Source organism: Anabaenopsis sp. FSS-46 (assembly GCF_029891665.1).
Taxonomy (GTDB): Bacteria; Cyanobacteriota; Cyanobacteriia; order Cyanobacteriales; family Nostocaceae; genus Anabaenopsis; species Anabaenopsis arnoldii.
Genome location: NZ_JANQDG010000111.1, coordinates 24,452 through 48,630 on the forward strand (window position 1 = coordinate 24,452; position 24,179 = coordinate 48,630).

The window sequence follows — 24,179 nt, forward strand, 5'->3', positions numbered from 1 at the left end:
CGCCACGCCAGCTATCGGGTGAAATTAATGACCACGGCATTAAGGATTTGCTCTTGTTTACCACCGTGGATCAGTTACTGGACATTGGAGTAACCAAATTTCTATGCCTATGGCTACGCCACGCAAGCTGTCAGATGCCGAACTGTCTTTGGAAGCCGGTTTAGTAGCCCTCAAACAAGGAAATTACCAAACTGCGATCGCTAAACTTACACCTGTGGCCACTAGTCAAGTAAATCCTAGAGCTAACTTACAGGCAAGGGTTGGTTTAGTCATGGCTTATGCACGCACTGGCCAAATTCGCAAGGCTACTATTCTGTGTCAGACTCTCAGAGAGAGCCAAGATACACGAGTTAAACAATGGGCTGAACTTGCTCTCACACACTTGGCAAAAAGCCGTAAAAAAAGTAGTAAATCTATGGCTACGCCACGCCAGCTATCAGATAATCCCGGAGGTGAGTTTGTAACTGGTGAGAATTCTCAAAACGCTACCGCATCAACAACTAAGACCCCTGGGGTGGTGGAGTCCCAGAAACAGAGAGTAGCAGAAACTAGTCAATATTCGCGAGCCAGTCTGAGTAGCGTGCCGAATACGGTGATCCCGCAGAATTTGTTCAGATCCTCCAGCTATATAAAAACTCCTCGGAGTGAGATTAGTCCCAGCTTTCATCGGTGTATTTATTGGCGACAAGCCAAACGTGCTAAGGTATGGCAACCCCTGGGTAAGCCTCAGTTAATTCCCTTGCGGTTGCTAGGACTGGGAACATTCATGGCTTTGCTGTGGTTACTGGGAGTAATACTCAATTTAACCACGGCATTGATTAACTTTGCTTTAGACAAATTACCTTACCTAACAGTCCAAAAGTTGCCGCACAGCAACCCTGCGCCATTGTTATTGATAGTTTTATTGATTATGATGGGACTATCACCTTGGTTGTTAGATAGGCTATTAGGAAAGTCTTATGGACAGACTGAATTGTCCAAGGATTTATTAAATCGCCACAGTCGCGAAACGGCTAGAGTCATACAACGTTACTGTCAACAGCGTCGCTGGCACTGTCCTAAACTCCGAATTTTACCCATAACAGCACCAATGGCGTTGACTTATGGTAGTCTGGCTAACAACGCTCGGATTGTAGTTACTCAGGGACTATTAGAGCAACTGGCAGATGATGAAATTGCGACTATTTATGCCACACAGTTAGGACATATTGCTCATTGGGATTTTGCGGTTATGTCTCTGGTGTTGCTGCTTTCACTACCCATTCATCGACTATATGAGCAAATATCGACATGGGGAAACAGGAAGTCAGAGGGAATTTGGTATAAGCCCATCAATGTTTTGGCGAGTGTGATTTATGGATTGTGGTATGTGCTTACTACTATTAGTTTATGTTTGTCGCGGTTGCGGCTTTACTATAGCGATCGCCTAGCTGCGGAAATTACCGGTAATCCCAACGCTCTGACTCGTGCTTTACTGAAAATTGCTATGGGTATTTCTGCTGATATCCAAAAATCAGAACAAACAAGTTGGCATTTGGAAAGTTTAAATTTCTTAATACCAGTCGGTTATGAGCAGAGCCTTTGTTTGGGTAGTATTGCTGGTCAACGCCCCTTTGAATCTCTATTGATGTGGGATAGTCTTCATCCATATCGCCACTGGTTTACTATTAATAATAGCCATCCTTTAATAGGCGATCGCATCCAACGTCTGAGCCAAATTGCTCGCCATTGGCATATAGATACTGAAATAAATCTCAATAGCCTGGGGTTGACCGTAGCCGAAGCCCAAGCAACTTATCAGGTAAAGAGTCAGTCATTCTTATTGCAAATCGCTCCTTTTTTGGGTATTCCCCTGGGTTTGGTATTTGCGGGTTTCACTTGGCTGATGTGGCAAACTGCTGTCAATCTGAGGTGGTTAAATCTCCAGTGGACATACAAAGATTGGACTGTGATTACGGGTTTTCTACTAATGGGCTTTAGCATCGGTATGGTGTCGCGGATGAGTTCATTTTTTCCAGACATCAAAACTGCTACTGTCCAGGATGATCAAAGCCTGATCAACCTCTTAACTAATCCATCTGCGCTTCCTATTGATAGTATAAGCGTGCAACTTGTGGGTAAGCTCCTGGGTCGTCGAGGTACGGGTAATTGCTTAGGACAAGACCTAATACTTCAGTGCAGCACGGGGTTAGTGAAATTACACCACATTCCTCTGGGACAGTCAGTTAATCCCCAAGATTTAATTGGTCGGCAAATTATAGTTACAGGCTGGTTTCGCCGAGGAGCAACACCCTGGATTGATATTCACACAGTGCAAACTCAAACTGGTAAAAATATTTATAGTCCTCATCCCATTTGGTCTACTTTTGTGGCTGTAGCTGCACAGGCTTGGGGTGCATACATTTTTCTCACCGGCTAGTACTACCTTGAACTCAACAGCCAAAAGCCAAACTCACCTCCTAGGGAATGTGGATAAAAATTGCACCCTGAGTCAATGAATCTTCTTTTGCTCCAGAAGCCCGGCTGAAAACCCTACTAGAAAATCCAGGGGGGTATATCCCCAAAGTTAACCCTTGTGGGGATAAGAACCTCTGGACTAGATCACCCATGCAGTCACAAATATACCAGCCAATGGCTGGTTTTTGTTTATGATGATCCCCCTTGAGGAAAAAAAAGTATTTTATGCTACGATATACAAATGTTGTTATTAAAAATGTATGCTTTGAACTAGTTACGTAGATGATACCATGGTAATATAAGAAATGGTATTTAATTCTGCGGACAGAGCTATCCTAAGCAAGCATTAAAACTTGTGGGTGATCACATCAAGATTCCTTTGGTAAACACCGTTAAACGTTGGTTCAATTTTGATAGTTTCCTATCCTAATGCCATCCAATTTGCAGTTTGAAGACATTAAGGAAGTGCGAATCTTGCCAATAAATCAGTTTTTATTGCTGATTTCGTCTATAAAAAAAGAATCCGCAATCAACCACTATCTTAATCCAGACAACGCTTTAGCAATTGACCCTGGCATCAAGAATTGGTTAAGCTGTGTTTCCAACAGTGGAAATAGTTTTATCTTTGATGGACGCAAAGTTAAAAGTCTTAACCAATGGTAAAACAAACGTCTTGCAATGCTCACACAGGTCTGTATGCAAGTTTTGACCCTTGCTCCCAGATTTCGGATCTGGGAAACGAAAACTAAAAGCGAAGTGGCAAGGTTGATACCTGTCACGTAGCAGCAGTTGACAATTCCCGGCTCTTAAGACAGGGAAGAGGTGAAGAATCTGATAATTGAGGTGCTGTTAGCTGAGTATTGTATGCGCTTTTGTATTAAACAAGCCTGATCCCAACAAAAAATTGTATTGTATAGGTTGACAGTTTGGAGTAAAAAATTTGGTTGATAGCAGTTTTGGTAAAGTAATACTTTTCTTGCCTTGCCATATTCGTTCAAATCTGGAGGTATAGTTCATGTCCATTCGCCTATATATAGGCAATTTGCCAAAAGAAGAAATAGATCGTCAAGATTTGCAAGCAGTTTTTGCCGCTGAAGGCGATGCTGTGACTACAAAACTAATTAAAGACCGCAAAACTGGCAAATGCCGTGGTTTTGGTTTTCTCACGGTCAACAATGACGAGCAAGCTGATCAAATTATTGAAAAGTATAATGGTCAATTGTTCAAAGAGACGCCCCTCAAGCTAGAAAAAGCATTACCTCGAACCAAACCTGAGGAAGCTGAAGAGCAACCTGCTAAAGCAGCTAGTGGTGTTAGTGGTCATCCGGCTCCTACACCAAAAGAAGGCGGTCGTCGTGAGAAAGGTTCTAAGAAGTCACGGCGTGGCGGCGGTGGTGCTGTGCGGGAAACCAGCACAAGTGCTGAATCAGATGCAATTCGTCCAGATCCACGTTGGGCTTCTGAATTAGAAAAGCTCAAGCAGATGTTAGCAGCACAAAGCTAATTGAGTCTAGAGGGGAGAGGAATTAAAATTAAAAATCGCGGTTTTTAGGTTTTAATTCCCTATAAATCCCCCTTTGTCGAGTTTTTCTAGGAAATGATTATTAGTGTGGTGCCAAATTTTTCTGAAATTTATCTATGATCTACGCACATGGAAAAAAATTTCACAGGATTCTTTATGCCCATGTTGTGTGAATTATATCAAGAATCGCGATGTCTACCCTGAGCTAGGCCTAGGCAATGTCAGCAGATCGGGTCATGACGGACATATCTTCATACCCTCCTCTAAGTTCACTTTGGGGGAGGGTTGCTTTTATGAGAATTAGATTTGCAGTTATCTACTGGCATTAGATATCAATGTACAGTAGATTACATCTGAGTGAGGTACAAAAGGCTGGGAAAGATGCCCAACCCACAAGATTTATAATATTAAACTGTGTATTTTATACTTCACAAGTGCTGTATACGCAAATAACTATAGACTGAGTACCCAAAAGATTAAATTGTTGGACATAATTAAATTAAAATAAAGATTACTCAAAGTTCCTAAATAATCATGTAAGAGGCGAAACTTTGACGATACATTCTCAGAATAAGCAACAGACAAACTATGAAACCTACTACCGACAAATGTATTGCCTTAATTTCTGTTCATGGAGACCCGGCGATTGAAATTGGTCAGGAAGAGGCAGGTGGACAGAATGTTTATGTGCGTAATGTGGGTGAAGCACTCGCGAAGCTGGGATGGCAAGTTGATATGTTTACCCGGCTGAGTAGAGAACAAGATAAAATTGTGCAATTGAGCGAAAATTGCCGCACTATTCGTTTAAAAGCAGGTGCTGTAGAGTTTGTACCCCGAGATAATCTGTTGGCATATATGCCGGAATTTTTGGATAATTTCCTGGAATTCCAAAGACACAATGGTATAACGTATCAGTTGGCGCACACAAACTACTGGCACTCTAGCTGGATAGGGATGCAACTCAATAAAATCCAAGGTACGGGGCAAATTCATACTTACCATTCACTGGGAGCCGTTAAGTACAGTACAATAGAAAATATTCCCATAATTGCTAGTCAGCGATTGGCAGTGGAAAAAGAAGTGTTGGAGAGGGCAGAAACAATTGTGGCCACAAGTCCCCAGGAAAAGGAACATATGCGATCGCTGGTTTCCCCTCAAGGTAATATTGAAATTATTCCCTGCGGTACAGATATTCGTAGCTTTGGTTCTATTGACCGTCAAACAGCAAGATTACAATTGGGAATTGCACCGGAGACTAAACTTGTATTCTATGTGGGACGTTTTGATCGACGTAAAGGAATAGAACACTTGGTGCGTGCGGTCAACGAATCCCAATTACGTGGTGATCAAAACCTGAAATTAATTATTGGTGGTGGTAGCACTCCCGGTAATAGTGATGGGATGGAGCGCGATCGCATCGAGAATATAATTAATGAATTGGGGATGAGTGAATTTACGACCCTCACTGGTCGCCTGAGTCAGGAAATATTGCCGACTTACTACGCTGCGGCTGATGTTTGCGTAGTTCCGAGTCACTATGAACCCTTTGGACTAGTGGCCATTGAAGCCATGGCTAGTTATACGCCTGTAGTAGCCAGTGATGTAGGTGGGCTGCAATTTACTGTAGTTCCCGAAATCACAGGTTTATTAGCTCCACCCAAAGATGTAGCCGCCTTTGCAGCTGCAATAGATCGGATTTTGTTAAATCCACAATGGCGAGACGAATTAGGTAAAGCTGGAAGAAAACGGGTAGAAAGTAAGTTTAGTTGGGATGGGGTAGCCACCCAGCTAAGTCAACTCTACAGTGAAATTTTGCAGAAAAAAGTTAAAGAACCAGCATTGATCCAGTAATTAATAGGTCATCATAACTCTTGTGCAACCAGTTGACTATACTACCCTAACTGCTGCTTGTAGCGAACTACGCGCTCACTGGCTGCCATCTCGATTAGAACAAGTTTATCAGCGCGATCGCTATACTATTGCTGTAGCATTACGCACCCTCAAACAAAGGGACTGGCTAGAGATTTCTTGGCATCCCCAAGCGGCGCATATTTGTATTGGCGAACCACCCCCAAGATTACCAGATACATTTACCTTTAGCCAACAATTAGTACATCAATTAGGTGGACTGGCCTTGGTGGAAATTCAAGCCATCGCCCCTTGGGAGCGTGTTGTTAACTTACAATTTGCCCGCCGTCCTGGAGAGGAGGCACTGTACCATATATATGTAGAGGTGATGGGCAAATACAGCAACGTTATCCTCACCGATGCTAACAATATGATGATCACAGCTGCCCATCAAGTTGGTCAGCATCAATCTAGCGTCCGTCCCATTCAAACCGGACAACCTTATGAAACCCCACCCAAACTCACTGGACCTGTTCCTAGTTTGAGTGAATCTGCTCAACGCTGGCAAGAACGGGTCAGCTTAGTACCAGGAGCAATTAAGCCTCAGTTATTAAAAAGTTATAGCGGCTTGAGTTCTGCCTTAGTGGAATCCATGTTACTTGCGGCAGATTTAGCCCCGGAAACCAGCACAGAGCAGCTCCAACCTGACGACTGGGAACGACTATTTAGACGATGGCAAGAATGGCTACAAGCATTGGATTTGAATAAATTCCAACCAGCTTGGACAGCAAAAGGATATACAGTCATGGGTTGGGGCGCAGTTGCACCAGAAAAAGATATCCAAACCTTAGTTAACAGATACTACACTGACGAATTAAATCAGCAAGTATTTTCTCAGTTACGGCATCAATTAAATCAAAAATTATATACTATTTTAGTAAAAATACGTAATAAAGCGCAAACCTTTGCCCAACGCCTACAGCAATCAGAACAAGCAGATGAATATCGCAAAAAAGCGGATTTGTTGATGTCTCACCTGCAAAAATGGCAACCAGGGATGACAGAAATTATCCTGACTGATTTTGAGACAGAACAACCAATAGCCATCGCCCTCTTACCAGATAAAAACGCCGTCCAAAATGCCCAACGCCTTTACAAACAGCACCAGAAACTTAAACGCGCTCGTAGTGCTGTGGAACCATTGCTTGGGGATGTCAACTCAGAAATTAACTATTTAGAGCAAGTAGAAGCCGCCGTCGCTCAGATAGAAAACTACCAAACAGCAGCAGATTTGCAGGCTTTGGAAGAAATCCGTGACGAGTTAATTGCACAGAAATATTTAGAAGACCCAGGATATCGCAGTCGCGGCGAAACCACAAGCACGAATTTTCATCGTTATCATACCCCCAGCGGGTTTGAAGTCTTAATCGGTCGTAATAATCGTCAAAATGACCAATTAACCTTTCGTGTGGCTGGAGATTATGATTTATGGTTCCACGCTCAAGAAATACCCGGAAGTCATGTACTACTACGTTTAGAACCGGGTGCAGTTCCCGAATCCGTAGATTTACAATTTGTGGCTAATCTTGCAGCCTACTACAGTCGTGGCCGTCAGAGTGACCAAGTACCAGTAGTTTATACTCAGCCCAAGCACGTTTACAAACCCAAAGGAGCCAAGCCGGGTATTGCTATTTATAAGCAGGAGCGCATCATCTGGGGACAGCCGCAATTAGTCATTAGTGATTAGTCCGTGAGAATTTTTCGCCATTTCCACCTGCGGGAATTTTGAATTTATGCTCTTAGATAGAGGCTGATTGTCGGGGGATATATGTTTTTTTAGAGATTTTTATCAAAAAACTGTGTTGACTGTTACAATAATGTTAAGAAAGGTTGCCCGTTAGTTTTGGGAACGCGCAATTTGGTTTTAACTCTGTTGAGAAGACAACGCGGAAAAAGATATTTTAGACCAGCTGTGGAAAGCTGGTCTTTTTTGTGGGATATGAGATTGGTGATCTTTAGAAACTAAATCTAGTTCTCAGGGCACCAATCACAACATCATTATTGTTATTGTTATGATTTGGAGATGTTAACCAGATCAAACCGGGGGTAATGGTAATGTTGTCACTGAGTTGATACTGGTAGAAAGCCTCCAGGTGATAGGAGGTATTTGGATCTGTACTTACTCCTGGAATGGTAGAAGTTGTAACTTTAGGTTCTACACCAGCAATAATCCCAGCTAAGTTACCTCTTTTACCCAAATCCGGGAAGCCCAGGGTAACCGCATAATTCCAAACTTCAGCTTTTCCCGGGTTGTCTGTTAACTGACTGTTGGTGTATCCAGCCCAACCACCTAAGACAAATCTTTCATTGATGTCAATGGATGCTTGAACACCGTAGGAATTGCTGGAGAATGGTGTAGCTGGTATTGCGGTCGCGTTAGTGCTACCGCTAACTAGGGGCTTGCGGTAGGAGTTGATATAAGTTAAACCTAGGCTAATGCGATCGCTTGGTTTAAGAGTCAGCTGTGCTAAAGCTCCGTAAGGACCATTAAATAAACCGCTCCCATCTGAGGGGTCGTTAGGAGTACTAGTTAAATATCCTAAGTTGAGTGCTAATCTGTCACCGAACTGGTGGCTGACTCCCAACCCCGCACCACCTAGCTGGTTGTAAATTGGGTTACGTGTACCAAAGGTAGACAAGGCACCACGACTACCATCACCGTCAAGTATATTGACTGTATTGGTGATGTCATCTGCAGCGCCATTATTGGCGATCGCAACTACTTGTGTGTTTGCACTGAGGGGAAATTTGTAAAATACAGTATCTATCTGGGCATCAGTAGTGCCAGTCCCACCAGCAAAGGCTAAACCACCCTCTGGTGTACTAATGTTAGGGCTGAGAAGATTGTTAGCGGCGATGCGGGTAAACAGGGTATCTTGCCCTGTAAAACTGGTAACAAATTCAATGCGCGATCGCAGTCCCAGGGTTGTATTCTTCTGTGTGATGCTTTGATCATCGCCCAAAACACCACTCATAACTGCCACTACTTCCCCTTGCAGCTTAGTAGTAGTGGAAAACTGATTTGCTTCCAATTTAGATGTGCGTGCTTCTAGTAAATCTACGCGCCCCCGTAGTGTTGCTAGTTCTGCGGAGAATTCTTCTTGTAACCTTTGTAGTCTGAGTATATCTTGTTGTGTGATGACGTTGGTAGTAGCCTCAGCAATTAACTCATTCACACGATCTAAACAAGCATTCAAAGCCGCGGCGAACTCATATCTTGTTAAAGTGCGATTACCGCGAAAAGTGTTATCTGGATAACCTGAAATACAACCATAACGTTCAATCAATGAGCGCAATGCTTGAAAAGCCCAATCAGTAGGTCTGACATCAGATAACTGAGAAACCGAGGTAGTTTGGGCTATTACCTCACCTGTTGTCAAGTTATGAGCTTGAGTTTCTTGATTCTGTATTACTGATGTTGTCGGTATTTCCCCTGCATAGACAGAGCCACTAAACAACAGGATATTACAGGCAAATACTGGGCTAATCGGTAGATACTTCCAGAATTCTCGCATTTCCTTCCTCACACTTATTTATCGTAGATTGCACTCACACTCAGCATTTTCGAGAATAATTTGCTGAAAAAGTATATTCAGGATATTAACAGGAGTTTAAGAATTTTCCTATCACTACAACTTAACAACTTCTTTTTATACTTAAGGCAAAAATTAAAAAAAACAGTATCTTAGGTAACACTTATTAGTTATTTCCGTGCCGACAATATCAAATAATTGACATATTTTATACTCTATTCGATTAACTGCACCAAGATATTAGTTGGGTAACTCCTGTATATTGTGTGAGAATGAGACTTATTCTATAATATCCAAGTAAGTTCATTGACAACAAAAGTAGAGTCATCATTAAGGGGTATAAAAACCGTGATCTGGAATCTTTTAAGACCTATAACAGGTAAACACAGCCGAGGTATCCTGACTTTAATAGCTCTACTGACATTTTCAGTGGTTATTGGCTGTAACCAATCAAATACAAGTACGGTAGAAGAACAGACACCCCAAGTACAGCCAGAAAAAACCAAAGTTGTCGCTACAATTTTGCCGACTTATTTGTTTACTAAGGCTGTAGCAGGGGAAGCGGCAGATGTATCAATTATCGTGACCCCAACTACCGATGTGCATGATTACCAATCAACACCGGATGATGTGAAAGCGATTTCTACAGCCGCAATATTAGTAAAAAATGGTTTGGGATTAGAAGAATTTCTGGACAATACTATCAAAAATGCCGAAAATCCTGACTTAATCAAAATCGATGCTAGTCAAGGTCTTAAAACGTTAAATGCCATTTCCGCGGTTGATAAAACGGTAACAGAACATGGTCATAGTCACGGTCACAGTCATGACCATGGTGATGGAAATCCTCACGTGTGGTTAGACCCAGTTTTAGTAAAACAGCAGGTAGTAAATATTCGGGATGGATTAATTGCTGCGGATCCTGCTAATCAAGCTACTTATGAAGCCAATGCTGCGGCTTATCTGCAAGAATTGGATAAATTACATCAAGAGTTTGAGCAAACTTTACAGAAGACTCCGAACTGTACCTTTATTACCTTTCATGATGCCTTTCCATATTTAGCTCAACGCTATAATCTCAAACAGGTTGCTGTGGTACAAATTCCTGAAGACCAACTTTCACCAGCAGATGTACAAAGAGCTGTTAACGCTGTGAAAAAGTATAATGCTAAGGCTGTATTTAGCGAGCCAGGGGTAGATAATAAGTTATTAACTAGTCTTGCTCAAGATTTGAATGTAACTGTGCGTAACTTGGATTCTCTAGAAACTACTGGGGGTGATACAAATCCACAGTATTACTTCCAGGCTATGAGAAACAACTTGCAAATTCTTGAGGCTGGGTGTCAGTAATTGCATGGCAACGCCAGTGATATTAATGATTAATTACCGATAATCCAGGACTAATGATGTCTCCTATTTTAAAGGTCGAAGGATTAAATGTATATCAAGGCAGTTATTTGGCTGTTAGAGATGTGACGTTTGAATTGCTAGCAGGAACAGATACGGCTGTTGTTGGTCCTAATGGTGCCGGTAAAAGTACTTTGGTAAAAGCAATTTTAAATTTGATTCCCCACAGTAGTGGTCAGATTGAAATTTTTGGTCGCCCGATGACCAAGTTAGGAAATTTGCGTCACCGATTGGGTTATATGCCCCAAAATTTTATCTTTGACCGCAGTTTCCCTATTTCTGTAGGCGAATTAGTGGGACTGGGATGGGAAAACCCCAACAAAAAGCACAATTTATTTTTTCCCTTGTGGAGAAAAGATAGGCAAAAATCGGCAGCAATAGGGGAGGCGATGCGGCGAACCGATGTTTATCATCTCAAGGATAAAGCTATTGGAACTCTGAGCGGGGGTCAGTTGAAGCGGGTATTGCTGGCTTATTGTTTGGTCACTCCTCGGCAATTATTGATACTAGATGAAGCCTTTGCCGGCGTTGATGTCCAGGGTATAACAGATTTTTACGCCTTGTTAAATGAGTTAAAGCACGAAGAAGGTTGGACTGTGCTACAGGTTTCCCATGATATTGATATGGTCAGTCATCATTGCGATCGCGTTCTGTGTCTGAACCAAACTGTTGTATGTACTGGTAAACCTGAAATTGCCCTTTCACCCCAAAATCTATTAGCAACCTATGGGCCAGGATTCAGTCCTTACCATCATCAGCATTAATATTTTCAGATGGGGTATTTATAGCCTTTTTCAGGCTCATGAAGTACACACCAATTCCCTGTTCCCTCAAACTAAAAAAAAATGTACCTCACGAGCATGGGAAATGCTATATTATCGTAATTTACTGCTAATGAAATTCTGCCATAACTTTGATTTTTGTTTTTATTCCGGTTCATCTAAATGTTCAGCAACAGCCTGATAAAGATGGAAAATATGATGATCGTGGAGGTGATAAAATACATTACGCCCTTGTTTACGATAGCGGACTAGTCGCATTGCTCTTAGGTTTCTTAGCTGATGGGAAACCGCCGATTCGCTTATGTTTAGTAATCCTGCTAAATCACCTACACACAGTTCTTTGGTCGCTAAAAAAGAAAGAATCCTCAGACGATTAGGATCTCCTAAAAAGCTAAAAAATTCTGCCATACGTTGAGCTTTTTCGGGGCTGATAATTTGTTCTGCTAAGTCTTGCACAATACTAATATCTATAGTGATCTTTCTTAAATTATACTCAATGTTTTACAGTTTCAAAATTAAATCTAATTTTAATCATCTTATTTGTTTGATGGGAGTTTTTCAAGATTTACCTTATATAGATTGTCCTTATGTACTTATACTCGATTTTACTGACAAACTTAGTAGCGATCGCTCCCGGTGCTGATTTAGTAAATTTATTACAATTTCCTTTCATGCAGCGAGCGATCGCCGGTGCTGTGTTAATGGGAATACTAGGAGGATTACTGGGCAGTTTTGCGACATTGCGCCAACTATCGTTTTTCAGCCATGCTGTGGGTCATGCAGCATTAATTGGTGTGATCTTAGGGGTATTGCTACAGTTGGATCCAACTTTGATGCTACTACCCTTTACATTAGTATTTGGGGTGGTTGTCCTTTATTTGATTGATAAAACCGATTTAGCCAGCGATAGCGTTCTGGTAATAGTGCTATCAGGAGCATTAAGTATTGGCTTGCTCTTGACTAGCTTCGTCCCCGGTTATCGGGGAAATTTAATGAGAGTATTGTTTGGGGATATTCTGGCCATCGACAATACAGATTTGATTGTGACGCTAGTCTTGCTGGTAGTCAGTGGCGTATTTTTATTTTCCACCCTGCAACAGCAAATTTTGCTGACCCTTAACCCGGATGTAGCTCAAGTACAAGGGGTTCCGGTGCAATTGTATCGCTATACCTTTGTAATGCTACTTTCCCTAGCTGTGGCTGTGACAATTACAGCCGTTGGTGTTTTGCTAGTCAATGCTTTTTTAGTGATTCCCGCTTCTACAGCTAAGTTGATGAGTCATCACTTTCACCGCTTTTTGGTGTTATCAATCATCATAGGTTCTACCACAAGTATTGCTGGTATTATGGTTTCGGGTGTTTTTAACCTGGCATCAGGGCCTAGTATTGTGGTGGTGCAGTTTTTGTTTTTTTTGGCTGTTTTCTTGTCAGTGAAGTTGAAGTTGAAACTAAATTGAAATCTTGGGAAATTTTTTTCCTCCAACCCCTTGCCAAACTCTTTTGCCTGTGCTAAATTAAATAATCGTTGGTTAAATAAATCAACCAGCCGGGATAGCTCAGTTGGTAGAGCAGAGGACTGAAAATCCTCGTGTCACCAGTTCAAGTCTGGTTCCTGGCATTTTATTTTATTATAACCCTTGAGGCTCATTAGTTTCAAGGGTATAATTATTACTGCAAATCATCAGATAGGTCAGATGGGTGAATCCTCAAAAGAAAAAAACGATGGTTGTGGCAATTTTATTAAATATATCAAGATATCAAGTCAGATTGGCTGCTAAAAGTTTTAATACTTGCCCCTAATTGTCTATGTAGGGGTGTAGGGAATTATATCACATCATCCATTCCGATGCGCGCTCGCCTAAATCAAGAGGAATACTCACAGCCTTACCTAAACGGGGACGCTCCCGGGTTTGGGTAATAAATGTTTGCACTTGCACAGCACCACCCAAGGCATGAAGATAATTAGCAATGCTATCAAGATGTTCTTGGTACTCCGCCTCAGTCAAGGGAAAAGAAGCTTGCTCAAGATACTTCCACATGATTTGTAGAAATATCTTGCCTTTTGTGCGGCGGAACTGCAGATCATAGGAGTATCCCCACTTGTCAAGTAATAATTTGCGTAATTCCTTTCCTGTCATAGCTTTCCTCCATTAGATTTTACATTTAGTTATGATGTTACGTTCCGTGACTCAAGTATGATAGAGATATAAAGAAATGTAATGCTAAGAAAACAGATGCTCAATATATCTTGAAATAAAGAAATTTAGCATCATTGTAGTCCTTGGCATTTCGACTTAAACAGGAGTTGCTCAAGTGTTGGTACTCTTGTAAGCATGATGAACAAAATACACAAAGAGCGCGTAGATTATGGCTCAATTTTCTGAATCAATGGACGTACCCGATATGGGGCGTCGTCAGTTCATGAATCTGTTGACTTTTGGAACTGTAACTGGTGTGGCTCTGGGTGCATTGTACCCTGTAGTCAAGTACTTTGTTCCACCTGCCAGCGGTGGCGCGGGTGGCGGTACCACTGCAAAAGACGAGTTGGGTAATAATGTTAGTGTAAGTAAGTTTCTGGAAAGCCATAACGTAGGCGATCGCCCCTTAGTTCAAGGACTCAAGGGAGACCCCACCTATATTGTGGTAGAAAGCAAAGAAGCTATTGCTGATTACGGTATTAATGCTATCTGCACACACTTAGGCTGTGTTGTTCCCTGGAATGTAGCAGAGAACAAGTTTAAGTGTCCTTGTCACGGTTCCCAGTACGATGCAACTGGTAAGGTGGTCAGAGGCCCAGCACCGCTATCTTTGGCTCTCGCACACGCCAAAGCAGAAGATGACAAAATCGTCTTGACCCCTTGGACTGAAACCGACTTCCGTACCGGTGAAGAACCTTGGTGGTCTTAATTAAGTGCCGCGACTAATCACCAATGACCAGTTAACCAGAGAATCATTGTCCTTATAGAGATGAGAAATGCCTGTACCACAGCGAGTGTGACTCGCACTGCTAAAGCAATGGTCAAAACATTGCTCATAGCGATCGCTACCTTGACATTTTACTTGACTAGCGATCTAGCCTTACCTCAAAGCGCTGCCGCTTATCCCTTTTGGGCTCAACAAACCTATCCTGAAACTCCCCGGGAACCGACAGGGCGGATTGTTTGCGCTAACTGTCACCTAGCAGCTAAACCAGCAGAAGTAGAAGTTCCTCAATCAGTTCTACCTGATACTGTGTTTAAAGCAGTGGTGAAAATCCCCTATGATACCAGCGTCCAACAGGTTGGGGCTGATGGTTCTAAAGTTGGCTTGAATGTCGGCGCTGTACTGATGTTACCCGAAGGGTTCAAAATTGCACCAGCAGACCGCATTCCTGAGGAACTTAAAGAGGAAGTAGGTGATGTTTACTTCCAACCCTACACTGAAGACCAGGAGAATGTGCTGCTTGTAGGACCCATCCCCGGTGAACAGTATCAAGAAATCGTCTTCCCAGTTCTTTCTCCTAACCCAGCTACCGATAAAAATATTCACTTCGGTAAATATTCAGTTCACCTAGGCGCAAACCGTGGACGTGGACAAGTTTATCCTACTGGCGAAAAGAGCAATAATACCATTTACAATGCTTCCGCTACTGGTACAATTACTCAGATTGCGAAACAAGAAGATGAATATGGTAGTGCCAAATATCTAGTTAACATCCAAACAGAATCTGGCGATACCATTATTGATACCATTCCCCCCGGTCCAGAATTGATTGTTTCCGAAGGACAATCTGTTACTGCTGGTGATGCTTTGACTAATAACCCCAATGTGGGTGGATTTGGTCAGAAAGATGTAGAAATTGTATTGCAAAATTCCGCAAGGGTTCAAGGATTGATTGCCTTCATTGCTCTTGTGATGTTAGCTCAAGTTATGCTTGTGCTCAAGAAGAAGCAAGTGGAAAAAGTCCAAGCTGCTGAACTTAATTTCTAAATTCTTTGCTAAATCAATGAGTATGAGGACAGGCATTTTGCCTGTCTTTTTTTGTATGTTAACTTATTTACCGGCGTAGAAAAAAGCGATTTCTTTGGGTTTGAGGGGCGCAAAACCTGCTTCTACTAGCATTTGATCTAGTTCTGGTTGTGGAATGTGTTTAGCGCCAATGCGCACAATCCGCGATCGCATGGTATTCGATACACCACTGCGTTGTCTATTGGCCTCTAATCCCATCACCTGATTATACAGTTCTAGTTTTTCTGGGGGAATGGGGGAACCATCAAAATCAATTCCCTGGGCGATCGCTTCATCGATGGCATCAGCACCTTTAGTTGTACTCATGGTATTTTATTCTCAATTCTCTGGGTAGATTTTACCAGTCTTTCCCGGATCAAGAAAAAATATCGAGTCTTGCGGATGAATGAGCTAATTTTGAGGTAACTTTACTTCACAATCAGATACAAAAAATTACGAGGTACTAATTAAATGCCCTTGTTTGTGAAAATTGAAGCCGGTAAAGTTGATAAATCCACCTTTGACCAATATGTCCCCGCCCATAAAGCCTATGTTGAGGATTTGATTGCTCAAGGACACAAAGCCCGCACAGGCTATTGGGTAGAAGACAGGGGCGGAATGTTACTGTTTGAGGCGGACTCTAGGGATGAAGCAGAGTCCATTGTGGCTCGTGACCCATTGGTGCAGCATGGCTGTGTGACTTATCAGCTTTATGAATGGAAAATTGTTGTGGAATAACACACACTTTGGGGATTTTAGTGTTATAGTAGTCGTAGACCTGGACATACGCGACTGTAACGCCCAAATCTTGTCAGGACCGGAAGGTAGCAGCAATACGGGATGCTTATAGTAGGCGTATTATCCGGGTCGCCCTATTTTTTAGCAGCGCTGAGTAACAATGCCTGGTTTTGGAGATATTGTTCAAAAAGCTTTTTACTTGGGTGTAGGATTGGCTGCTTACGCCACTGAGAAAGCAGGGGGTAAGTTGGGTGAACTGCGATCGCAAATCCAGAACCTGGCGGATGACATGGTGGCTAAGGGCGAAATGAACACGGAAGAAGCCCGGCGTTTTGTCGAAGATATGATGAAACAAGCCCAACAGTCGCCGAAATCTAGTGAAACTCCGGAGCAAAAACCAGCCTCTGAACCCCGCCGCATTGAAATTTTAGAAGAAGATGAAGGGGAAACCGTCAAAGATTCCCAAGATGCAAATAATGTTGATAAACTGCGTGAGCAAGTTCTCCAACTACAAGAACAGTTGAAAAAACTGCAAAAAAGCGAATAAGAGTAGTATTTAATACTAGCGATACTTAAACTAGGTGTATTATTGTTTGAGTTAAGATAAATGAATCATCCGGTTTACCAGAGATAGTGAAGTTTCACAGAAAACCGGGAATCTTAAGTGCAGAAATTTGATAATATACATTGACTAGTAGGATGTATTATAGTGGTGCAAGCCTGGTAGCACTAAACGTCCTGTTGACATTCAGTAAGGGCGTAAGTTTATGGAAGAATGGCAAAAAAACTTAGGGGAAATCCTGGAAACTGTAGCTGATGAAGTAGAGCGTTTTTTACTGGAAGTAAGTGACATGATAGATGGATTTTTTGAAGTCAGCGAAGAATTATCTGATCAGGTACAAAATTATATAGCTACGGAAATTGACCAGTATTTACAGGAACTAACAGATCCTATTTTGGAGGTTTACTGGGAACTGGAAGATGTGATGATAGATACAGACATTGGTTTCCCCTACGGAGTAGAAGCAACACCACAAAGGAATGCTGCTTGTATAGGTTGTCAGAATTATCACGGTCAAGTTTACGGTGGTAATTTGTTAGTCTGTGCTATGCATCCCCATGGGTGGGATGATGAAAATTGTCCTGATTGGGAAAAAGAAAATTAGAGCCATTATTTATATATCTTTGAAAGTATGAACAATTATTCATCGGAAACGGTATCTGAGTCACAGTCAGAAATGAAGTATGGAGAACGGGAAATTGCAGAAGGTCAATTAATTACTTTTCCTAATCCCCGTGTGGGTCGGCGATATGATGTGAGTATCACTTTACCAGAATTTACTTGTAAATGTCCTTTTTCTGGTTATCCTGATTTTGCTACGATTTATATTACCTATGTCCCAGATCAACGGGTGGTAGAGTTAAAGGCTTTGAAGCTCTATATTAATAGTTACCGCGATCGCTATATTTCCCATGAAGAGTCGGCTAACCAAATTTTAGATGATTTTGTGGCTGCTTGTGACCCGCTAGCAGTGACTATTAAGGCAGATTTTACCCCCCGTGGTAATGTCCATACTGTGGTGGAAGTGCGTCACCAGAAGGATGTTTAAACGCAAAGGTACGCAAAGGTCAGCGCAGAGGTACGCAAAGGGTTCCTCTGTCTGCTTTTATGTTTTTGCTGGGGATGAGAGGGTTTCTAGTATTTCTAAAATCTCTTTTTCAAATGCTACTTGGGCTCGGTTGGTTTTACCTCCAATATACAGGCGATCGCTTGTTTTTAATGCCCAAATTTGGGAATGGGAAAAATAACTCATGGTTGCGCCTAACATTAATAGGGCAAATCCGCTGTATACTATGGGGATGCCAGGGTCTGATTTGATTTGTAATCCGGTACTACCTATAACATCGACTATTTTTAAGTTAACGCCATTAATGTTAGTGGACATTCCTGTGCGGACTGTATCTACTAGTTTACCTGTGGAATCATAAATTAATACCATTCCTTGCAAGTCTTTGGCGATGACGGAAACCCCCTCACTTAAGTCTGGTTTGGTGGGTATCCAACTTCCCCACAGTCTTCCTTTACCTTTTGTGTCTAAGGAAGCCATAGGTAATTGAAAGATGGGGCTATTATTAAATTTAATCTGAATCGCGGAAATTCCCCAATCGGTTTGATAAAATGTGACTCCATGGTAGCGCAGGGGTTGATTCACGAAAATTTTTTGATGATCAATTTCTTCTCCCTGGTTATTCACTACCGACATATCGGAATAAAATTGGTCAATTCCACCGGTGGGAGTGTAATCAATCCAAAACCGATTTACGCGCACAGACCAATCTTTGAGGTTTTGGAAGTTTGCCCATGGTCCCGCGTCTATAATGTTTTTTACTTGAAATGTATCACCACTAGATATCATTTCTTGGGCAATAAATCCAGTCATCGCTCCCAAAATTCCCCCCAGGAGGATGGTGACAATCCCCACATGGACGATAATAGGTCCAATACGTCCCATAATTCCTTTGCGGGCGTAAAGAATATCCTGTTTTTCCGGTTCTTGAAATATTGTATACTTGCGCTTGTGTAAGATTTGCTTTAAGGATTGCACAGAAATATCATCTAATTCCGCACTCAATGCTAACTTTTGAAATTGTCGCGGTTCTTGGTAATATTTCCACCGACGAGCGGTTTTTAAAGCTGGTAGTTGACGGGTGAAGGTACAAGCTGTCAGACTAGCACCAAATACAATCAATAACCCCAAGTACCACCAAGTGCGATATACATGGTCTAAACCCACGACTTGAATTACTTTCCAAGTTAAGAAACCAAATAAAGCTGGATGTTCGGGGTAGTTAGTCTGATAAAATGCCGGTGACTGACCTTGTTCGATGACTGTACCGCTAATGCTAAAAACAGCAATTAATAGTAAAAGTGCGATCGCTAGGCGTAAATTAGTGAGTACAGGTAAAACCTCCTTGCGCAATATTCGCCCCGGTACTGACCACCAAGATGCTGTAAATGCTGAATTTTCTGTAGTCATTGCTTAAAAACTGCTCAAGGGAAACCGCGAAATTAAAGAAAATACACCAAATCCCACCAATAGCACCCCACTAACTGGATTAATCCAACCAGACCACCGCCGGAGTTCCAGCAGCTTTTTGATAGTAGCAGTAAAAGTACCGGCTAAAATCAAAGGTACTACATAGCCGGCTGTGTATGATAGTAACAACACAGCGCCCATAATTAAATCTTGTGTACTAGCCACCCAACCCAGTAAACTGGCTAAAACTGGAGTACTACAAGGAGAAGCAACCAAACCAAAGGTTAAACCCAGGGAATAAGACCGCACCCCCGCTGGTAAATCTGAGGAAATCCACTTAGTTTCACCTAAAGATGGAAATTGTAGGGGTAATGCTTCTAGTAAGTTCAACCCCATGAGAATGGCGATCATACTGACGATAATTGGTAAACCGACTCCCACTTGACCATAGACTTTACCAACAAAAGCTGCTACAATCCCTAAACCTGCCAGGGTAGTCGCTAAACCTAAAGCAAACCATGTAGATTGAGCTGCTGCTTGTAAGCGGCCTTTAGCTTCATAACCCCCAATGTAACCAATAGTAATTGGGAGCATAGAAAGCATACAGGGGGTAAGACTAGTAAGTAAACCAGCTGCAAAAATTATGCCAATACTTAGTAGACTGATGTGGGTTAGTTGGGAAGATACTAAGCCATTGGCAAATTGTTCTAGTTCGTAAAATCGTGTTTGTAGAGTCTCCAGCATGGGATATTTAACCGGCAAATGCTTGTTATATTAGCATTCTAGCTGATTATAGGATTAATGTTGAGGCTAAAATTCAGATGGTTAACTATCACCCTACCAGCCATAAATATATTCTACTTCTAGAACAGGTAAACCTTTGCGTACCTTTGCGCGTACCTTTGCGTACCTTTGCGTTAAAAAACCCGAACCACCACCCCAAAAACTCATAAGCAACACCGCCAAACCCCAACCATCACACACAGATAAGAGTGAGTACAAAATTAATTTACAACAGATGTCAAAATTTAGCAAATGATAGAATTCCCAACAGAGTCAAAATTATAGATAAATACATATAAAATCTGCCAAATTCTCTATCGCTACACACAAAAGAAAGAGAACACACATGAACCAGAACTTTGCAACCATTGACGGTAATGAAGCTGTTGCGCGTGTTGCGTACAAATTAAACGAAGTAATTGCCATTTACCCTATCACACCCTCCTCAGCCATGGGTGAATGGGCAGATGCTTGGTCAGCTGCAAACCGTCCCAACCTGTGGAATACTATTCCCAGCGTCGTCCAGATGCAGAGTGAAGGTGGCGCAGCTGCTGCTGTACATGGCGCGTTACAAACGGGTTCTTTGAGTACCACCTTCACCGCTTCCCAGGGGTTGCTGTTGATGATACCTAACCTCTACAAAATCGCCGGTGAATTAACTAGTACTGTGGTTCATGTCGCCGCGCGTTCTTTGGCTACCCACGCTTTATCAATTTTCGGTGATCATAGTGATGTCATGGTATGCCGTGCTACAGGTTTCGCCCTGTTGTGTTCCGCTTCGGTGCAGGAAACCCATGATTTTGCGTTCATCGCCCAAGCTGCTACTCTGGAAACACGTATATCATTTCTGCACTTCTTTGATGGTTTCCGCACATCACATGAAGTGCAGAAAGTCAATTTATTATCAGATGAACAATTGCGATCGCTGATTAAAGAAAATCTAATTTTAGCCCATCGCGCCCGCGCCCTCACCCCAGACCGTCCGTTATTGCGGGGTACAGCCCAGAATCCCGATATTTACTTTCAGTCCCGGGAAGCTGCTAACCCCTATTATAACACAACTCCTGCTATTGTCCAACGCCTCATGGATGAATTTGGGGAAATTACAGGCAGATATTACCAAATCTATGAATATCACGGTGCGGAGGATGCACAACGGGTAATTATTCTCATGGGTTCGGGTTGTGAAACTGTCCATGAAACTGTAGATTATCTCAACGCCTTGGGGGAAAAGGTGGGAGTGCTGAAAGTGCGACTCTATCGCCCCTTTGATGTGGAAAGATTTATGGCGGTCTTACCTAAGAGCGTAGAGGCGATCGCCGTCCTTGACCGCACCAAAGAACCAGGGAGCGCGGGGGAACCCTTATATTTAGATGTAGTCACCGCCATTCATGAAACTGGGGGAAATAAGCCGAAAGTTATCGGTGGTCGTTATGGTCTGTCCTCCAAGGAATTTACCCCAGCTATGGTCAAGGGAATTTTTGATCATCTGGCTCAAGCAGAACCGCAAAATCACTTTACTATTGGTATTAATGATGATGTCAATCATACATCTTTGAGTTTTGACCCCAACTTCTCCACGGAAGCAGATAACGTTGTTAGAGCAATGTTTTATGGTTTAGGTTCAGATGGTACAGTAGGTGCTAACAAAAACTCTATTAAAATTATTGGGGAAGAAACCGACAACTACGCCCAAGGTTACTTTGTCTACGACTCCAAAAAGTCTGGGTCAATGACGGTTTCTCACCTGCGCTTTGGTCCGGTACCAATTCGCTCCACTTACCTCATAGACAAGGCTAACTTTATTGGTTGTCATCATTGGGGCTTTTTGGAACGGATAGATGTATTAAAAGCTGCCATTCCGGGAGCAACTTTACTGCTGAATAGTCCCTATAGTGCGGATACAGTCTGGGAACATTTACCCCCCAAAATCCAGGAAGAAATTATCAGTAAACAACTGAAATTATACATTATTAACGCCAACCAAGTCGCCCGTGACAGTGGTATGGGTGGGAGAATTAACACTATTATGCAGGTGTGCTTTTTCGCCTTAGCAGGTGTGTTACCCCAAGAAGAAGCAATTAGTAAAATTAAAACAGCTATTGAAAAGACCTACGGTAAGAAAGGGTCGGAAGTTGTCCAGAAGAACTTACAAGCAGTAGATAACACCCTGACTAACTTACATAAAGTTGATATACCCCCAACGGCGCAAAAGTCAAAGGTCAAAACCCAAAAGCTGGAATTACTAGACAGTGCGCCGGAATTTGTCCGGGATGTCCTGGGTGAAATCATGGCTTGGCGTGGTGATGAATTACCTGTAAGTGCATTACCTGCTGATGGAACCTTTCCCACTGGTACAGCTAAATGGGAAAAACGTAACGTTGCTGAAGATATACCTGTATGGGAACCGGATATCTGCGTACAATGTGGTAAGTGCGTGATGGTTTGTCCCCACAGTGCTATTAGGGCTAAGGTTTATCTACCGGATGAGTTAATTAATGCTCCGGGTAGCTTTAAATCTGTGGATGCTAAGGATAAGAGTTTTAGTCAGCAGAAGTTCACGATTCAAGTCGCCCCAGAAGATTGTACAGGATGCGCTATCTGTGTACATATTTGCCCGGCTAAAAGTAAGGTTGAACCGTCCCAGAAAGCCATTAATATGGCTCCCCAGTTACCTTTACGGGAACAAGAACGGCAAAACTGGGATTTCTTCTTGAGTTTACCTCACCCTGACCGCAGACAGTTAAAGGTGAACCAAATTCGCCAACAACAACTACAAGAACCACTGTTTGAGTTTTCCGGTGCTTGTGCTGGTTGTGGTGAAACACCTTATTTAAAGTTATTAACACAATTGTTTGGCGATCGCGCGGTGATTGCGAATGCGACGGGTTGTTCTTCTATTTATGGGGGAAACCTCCCTACTACTCCTTGGACAACCAACGCTCAAGGACGCGGACCCGCATGGTCTAATAGTTTATTTGAAGATAACGCCGAGTTTGGTTTTGGCTTCCGTCTGTCTTTGGATAAACAGGCGGAATTTGCAGCGGAGTTATTGCAAAGTTTGGGAAGTCAACTAGAAGAAAAACTTGTTAATTCTATCTTGACAGCTACACAAACATCAGAGGCGGAAATCTGGGAACAACGGGAAAGGGTAGAGTTACTCAAACAACAGTTAGAGCAAATTACCACTTCTGACCCCCGTCTCATCTCCCAAGTTCACAGTCTCAAGTCCCTAGTTGACTACTTAGTCAGGAAGAGTGTTTGGATTGTGGGCGGTGACGGTTGGGCTTATGATATTGATTTTGGCGGTATTGACCATCTGTTAGCCAGTGGGCGAAATGTGAATATTTTGGTCATGGATACAGAAGTTTATTCTAACACTGGGGGTCAATCATCCAAAGCCACGCCCAAGGCAGCGGTGGCGAAGTTTGCTGCTAGTGGTAAACCCGCACCTAAAAAAGATTTAGGTTTGATGGCTATGACCTATGGTAATGTTTATGTGGCTAGTGTGGCTTTGGGTGCCAAAGATGAACATACCCTCAAGGCTTTTCTGGAAGCAGAGGCTTTTGATGGTCCTTCATTGATTATTGCTTACAGCCATTGCATCGCCCACGGCATTAATATGACTACAGGGATGAATCATCAGAAATCTCTGGTAGAATCAGGTCGGTGGTTGTTGTATCGCCATAACCCAGAGTGGCAACTTCAAGGTAAAAATCCTCTGCAATTGGATATGCGATCGCCTACCCAATCGGTAGAACCATCCATGTATCAAGAAAATCGCTTCAAGATGTTGACCAAGAGTCACCCGGAACTTGCTAAACAATTGTTAGACCAAGCTCAAGGGGAAGTTAACGCCCGTTGGCAAATGTATCAATATTTGGCGAATCGGTAATATTTCCTTGTTGATGACAATTGATACCCCAACCCCGCAAGCTGGGAGGGGATTTTTATTTTTATCCAGCGCTTCGCGATCGCCTGTGCCAGTTGCGTAAGTCCTATAATCTAAATGCCCAAATCATTA

At 42.5% G+C, this 24,179-nt stretch carries 21 protein-coding genes, 1 tRNA gene and 1 other RNA gene; 16 read left to right on the forward strand and 7 right to left on the reverse strand.

Features of this window, described 5'->3' with window-relative positions:
• The first annotated feature begins 109 nt into the window (after window positions 1-109).
• The 4 genes from NWP21_RS12900 (at window position 110) to NWP21_RS12915 (ending at window position 7,574) form a co-directional block, all read left to right on the forward strand.
• Entirely contained in the window at window positions 110-2,419 is a 2,310-nt protein-coding gene (locus NWP21_RS12900) for a M48 family metalloprotease (protein ID WP_280793025.1), read from the forward strand.
• Window positions 2,420-3,472: 1,053 nt separating this feature from the next.
• Entirely contained in the window at window positions 3,473-3,961 is a 489-nt protein-coding gene (locus NWP21_RS12905) for an RNA-binding protein (RefSeq protein ID WP_271732370.1), read from the forward strand.
• Between the two features lie 606 nt (window positions 3,962-4,567).
• Window positions 4,568-5,830, forward strand: coding sequence for a glycosyltransferase family 1 protein (locus NWP21_RS12910; RefSeq protein WP_271732369.1), 1,263 nt, complete (start codon window positions 4,568-4,570; stop codon window positions 5,828-5,830).
• A gap of 22 nt (window positions 5,831-5,852) precedes the next feature.
• A complete protein-coding gene (locus NWP21_RS12915) occupies window positions 5,853-7,574 on the forward strand; it encodes an NFACT family protein (protein ID WP_280793026.1) in 1,722 nt (573 codons plus the stop codon).
• Window positions 7,575-7,842: 268 nt separating this feature from the next.
• On the opposite strand, the gene NWP21_RS12920 is transcribed toward NWP21_RS12915, so the two are convergent.
• Window positions 7,843-9,402: an iron uptake porin gene (locus NWP21_RS12920; RefSeq protein WP_280793027.1), complete on the reverse strand. Its 1,560-nt coding sequence runs from the start codon at window positions 9,400-9,402 to the stop codon at window positions 7,843-7,845.
• A 369-nt stretch (window positions 9,403-9,771) separates the two neighbouring features.
• On the opposite strand from NWP21_RS12920, the gene NWP21_RS12925 reads away from it, so the two are divergent.
• Together NWP21_RS12925 and NWP21_RS12930 are read left to right on the forward strand one after the other, a co-directional pair.
• Window positions 9,772-10,770 carry a zinc ABC transporter substrate-binding protein gene (locus NWP21_RS12925; RefSeq protein ID WP_280793117.1) on the forward strand — a complete coding sequence of 333 codons (999 nt, stop codon included), beginning with the start codon at window positions 9,772-9,774 and terminating at the stop codon, window positions 10,768-10,770.
• A gap of 53 nt (window positions 10,771-10,823) precedes the next feature.
• Window positions 10,824-11,591, forward strand: a complete 768-nt coding sequence (locus NWP21_RS12930; RefSeq protein ID WP_280793028.1) for a metal ABC transporter ATP-binding protein — start codon at window positions 10,824-10,826, stop codon at window positions 11,589-11,591.
• Between the two features lie 162 nt (window positions 11,592-11,753).
• Here the strand turns inward: NWP21_RS12930 and NWP21_RS12935 are convergent, their stop codons facing one another.
• The gene (locus tag NWP21_RS12935; protein WP_334310751.1) at window positions 11,754-12,017 is read right to left on the reverse strand and encodes a metalloregulator ArsR/SmtB family transcription factor; all 264 of its coding nucleotides are present in this window, start codon (window positions 12,015-12,017) and stop codon (window positions 11,754-11,756) included.
• Between the two features lie 179 nt (window positions 12,018-12,196).
• Between NWP21_RS12935 and NWP21_RS12940 the strand changes: the two genes are divergently transcribed.
• Window positions 12,197-13,066: a metal ABC transporter permease gene (locus NWP21_RS12940; RefSeq protein WP_280793029.1), complete on the forward strand. Its 870-nt coding sequence runs from the start codon at window positions 12,197-12,199 to the stop codon at window positions 13,064-13,066.
• 88 nt (window positions 13,067-13,154) lie between these two features.
• A tRNA-Phe gene (locus NWP21_RS12945) sits at window positions 13,155-13,227 on the forward strand.
• 211 nt (window positions 13,228-13,438) lie between these two features.
• On the opposite strand, the gene NWP21_RS12950 is transcribed toward NWP21_RS12945, so the two are convergent.
• Window positions 13,439-13,747 carry a DUF3067 family protein gene (locus NWP21_RS12950; RefSeq protein ID WP_271732362.1) on the reverse strand — a complete coding sequence of 103 codons (309 nt, stop codon included), beginning with the start codon at window positions 13,745-13,747 and terminating at the stop codon, window positions 13,439-13,441.
• A gap of 229 nt (window positions 13,748-13,976) precedes the next feature.
• Between NWP21_RS12950 and petC the strand changes: the two genes are divergently transcribed.
• Together petC and petA are read left to right on the forward strand one after the other, a co-directional pair.
• Window positions 13,977-14,516, forward strand: coding sequence for a cytochrome b6-f complex iron-sulfur subunit (gene petC / locus NWP21_RS12955; protein WP_271732361.1), 540 nt, complete (start codon window positions 13,977-13,979; stop codon window positions 14,514-14,516).
• A 60-nt stretch (window positions 14,517-14,576) separates the two neighbouring features.
• Window positions 14,577-15,578 carry a cytochrome f gene (gene petA / locus NWP21_RS12960; RefSeq protein WP_271732359.1) on the forward strand — a complete coding sequence of 334 codons (1,002 nt, stop codon included), beginning with the start codon at window positions 14,577-14,579 and terminating at the stop codon, window positions 15,576-15,578.
• 63 nt (window positions 15,579-15,641) lie between these two features.
• Here the strand turns inward: petA and NWP21_RS12965 are convergent, their stop codons facing one another.
• Window positions 15,642-15,923 (reverse strand): DUF4090 family protein, encoded by a 282-nt coding sequence (locus tag NWP21_RS12965; protein WP_271732358.1) that lies wholly within the window; start codon window positions 15,921-15,923, stop codon window positions 15,642-15,644.
• Window positions 15,924-16,067: 144 nt separating this feature from the next.
• On the opposite strand from NWP21_RS12965, the gene NWP21_RS12970 reads away from it, so the two are divergent.
• The 5 genes from NWP21_RS12970 (at window position 16,068) to queF (ending at window position 17,944) form a co-directional block, all read left to right on the forward strand.
• Window positions 16,068-16,334: a YciI family protein gene (locus NWP21_RS12970; RefSeq protein ID WP_271732357.1), complete on the forward strand. Its 267-nt coding sequence runs from the start codon at window positions 16,068-16,070 to the stop codon at window positions 16,332-16,334.
• A 37-nt stretch (window positions 16,335-16,371) separates the two neighbouring features.
• Window positions 16,372-16,468, forward strand: an RNA gene (gene ffs, locus NWP21_RS12975) — signal recognition particle sRNA small type.
• A 26-nt stretch (window positions 16,469-16,494) separates the two neighbouring features.
• Window positions 16,495-16,881, forward strand: coding sequence for a hypothetical protein (locus NWP21_RS12980; protein WP_280793030.1), 387 nt, complete (start codon window positions 16,495-16,497; stop codon window positions 16,879-16,881).
• A 220-nt stretch (window positions 16,882-17,101) separates the two neighbouring features.
• Entirely contained in the window at window positions 17,102-17,500 is a 399-nt protein-coding gene (locus tag NWP21_RS12985) for a hypothetical protein (protein ID WP_271732354.1), read from the forward strand.
• 27 nt (window positions 17,501-17,527) lie between these two features.
• Window positions 17,528-17,944 (forward strand): preQ(1) synthase, encoded by a 417-nt coding sequence (gene queF, locus NWP21_RS12990; RefSeq protein ID WP_271732352.1) that lies wholly within the window; start codon window positions 17,528-17,530, stop codon window positions 17,942-17,944.
• A 57-nt stretch (window positions 17,945-18,001) separates the two neighbouring features.
• Here queF and NWP21_RS12995 read toward each other — a convergent pair whose 3' ends face one another.
• From NWP21_RS12995 to NWP21_RS13005, 3 genes are all read right to left on the reverse strand, one after another.
• Window positions 18,002-19,372, reverse strand: a complete 1,371-nt coding sequence (locus NWP21_RS12995) for a cytochrome c biogenesis protein (RefSeq protein ID WP_280793031.1) — start codon at window positions 19,370-19,372, stop codon at window positions 18,002-18,004.
• 3 nt (window positions 19,373-19,375) lie between these two features.
• On the reverse strand, window positions 19,376-20,116 hold the full coding sequence (locus NWP21_RS13000) for a cytochrome c biogenesis protein CcdA (protein WP_280793032.1): 741 nt from the start codon (window positions 20,114-20,116) through the stop codon (window positions 19,376-19,378).
• A 93-nt stretch (window positions 20,117-20,209) separates the two neighbouring features.
• Window positions 20,210-20,374, reverse strand: a complete 165-nt coding sequence (locus NWP21_RS13005; RefSeq protein WP_280793033.1) for a hypothetical protein — start codon at window positions 20,372-20,374, stop codon at window positions 20,210-20,212.
• A 127-nt stretch (window positions 20,375-20,501) separates the two neighbouring features.
• On the opposite strand from NWP21_RS13005, the gene nifJ reads away from it, so the two are divergent.
• A complete protein-coding gene (nifJ, locus tag NWP21_RS13010) occupies window positions 20,502-24,050 on the forward strand; it encodes a pyruvate:ferredoxin (flavodoxin) oxidoreductase (protein ID WP_280793034.1) in 3,549 nt (1,182 codons plus the stop codon).
• Window positions 24,051-24,179: the final 129 nt, after the last annotated feature.